Origin of the sequence: Shewanella sp. MF08487, from assembly GCF_050848685.1 — a bacterium.
Taxonomy (GTDB): Bacteria; Pseudomonadota; Gammaproteobacteria; order Enterobacterales; family Shewanellaceae; genus Shewanella; species Shewanella glacialipiscicola.
Window position 1 is genome coordinate 1 of record NZ_JBOZPB010000057.1, and the last position, 1,662, is coordinate 1,662.

At 43.1% G+C, this 1,662-nt stretch carries 1 tRNA gene and 1 pseudogene; one reads left to right on the top strand and one right to left on the bottom strand.

The window, feature by feature from the left end:
• The first annotated feature begins 41 nt into the window (after positions 1-41).
• Positions 42-118, top strand: a tRNA-Asp gene (locus ACRN9H_RS19590).
• A gap of 101 nt (positions 119-219) precedes the next feature.
• Here the strand turns inward: ACRN9H_RS19590 and ACRN9H_RS19595 are convergent.
• Positions 220-1,169: pseudogene (locus tag ACRN9H_RS19595) on the bottom strand (IS630 family transposase).
• Positions 1,170-1,662: the final 493 nt, after the last annotated feature.

Consider the following 1,662-nt stretch of genomic DNA (forward strand, 5'->3'; position numbering starts at 1 on the left):
CAAGCGCCTAATTTAGGTTAATGTGTAAACGTTAGCTTAAAGGAGCGGTAGTTCAGTTGGTTAGAATACCGGCCTGTCACGCCGGGGGTCGCGGGTTCGAGTCCCGTCCGCTCCGCCAACATAAAGACAAAAGCCTCATCGAATGATGAGGCTTTTTTCGTTGTGAACAAACTCATTATTCAGCAAAAGCTCCGCATAGATTTATACCCATTCCATTAACTAAGCGTTCAACAGTGCCCATTGCCTAGAGCGCAATTTGCTTACCCTTTCTTTATTCTCAATGAAGCTATTCCATGCAATATCCTCATAGCCACTAAAGCAGCGATTAGCCAACACATTTTGGCGTAGCCATTGCCAGACTTGCTCTATAGGGTTGAGTTCGGGTGAGTAGGAGGCAACTTGAGGACGGTGAGATTATCAAAGTCATCGCTCAAATCCTGTTGGTGCCAGCCAGCGCCTTCCATGATGACCAGTACATGACGCCCAAATGCCATCGTAGCAGAAATCAATTTCAAATGTTCGTCATCTAATAGCTGATAGCATACGGAGCAATAATGGCTTCTGTTGCGCCAACTACAGGACACACGACGCCATATAAATACGCAGACTCAAACTGTTGTAGCCTTCCGGGTCGTGGACGTGTCCCTTTCTTGGCCCAAATATGGGTGGTGGTATTTTGTTGACCAAATCTGGCTTCATCTTGAAACCAAATATCAATACGATCGAGTGCAACATGGCCCGGGGTGTCACGAATAGTTGCCATTGATCAGTTTTTTAAAAGCTTCTTGCACGGTCTCCGCTTGTTTCAGGTGGCGAGAGCGAGTGGTTATCCATGAAAAGCCCAATTGATATAGTAAACGGTAGATATTCACTTGTTTGAATGCCACGCCAAATTCAGACTAAATAAAATGGTTGAGCTCCCTGGGCATCAGTCTACCCCTTTGCTCAGAGAGGCTTCGTTGCTGTACGAACGCTTTGAGACTGGCTTGCAGTTCCAATGATAATTGAGGTGGACGACCAGGATTAGGCTTATCATCTAGGCGGTATAGTCCTTGGGAAAGGTAAGTGGTAACCCACTTATTAACACGGGCTCTACTGACCTTCAGCATACTGGTAATAGCCGTACGAGAATGCCTTTCGGTGAAGTGCAGTAATGAAAGATAACGCATACGTTTACGTGTGCTTTTCTCTGATTTTACTCAGGCTAGGATATTGGGCTTGTTAATACTGTGTGAGATTAGAAAGTGACCACCAATTAGGTGACATAGTTGATGTAATTGGTATTAGACTAATAACACAATCGAGACCGCTTCTATTAGCAGACCACTCTGAGTAAATAGACTTTTTGGCTGTATAGCTACATAAAAACTATTTACATTATTATAATTAGAGCTTTGCTCCCTTAGTAATGTGGATTAAGCCATTTAGACTTAATCCCTTGTTATCGTTTTTGAATGTGTGATTTAAAATTTGTATACTAAATGGTGTCGTTTTTTATTTAATCTCGGTTTAGAAAAAGTGGATTTTGAATAGGATTGTGGATAAGTCTGGGGGTAAGCGGTGGGTAGGGTGTGGCTAGTGTAGATATCGGTAATTAATGGCTAATTTAGCGAAAAAAGCCCTTGCACAAAATCTCCTGCTGCCTATAATGCGCATCCACTG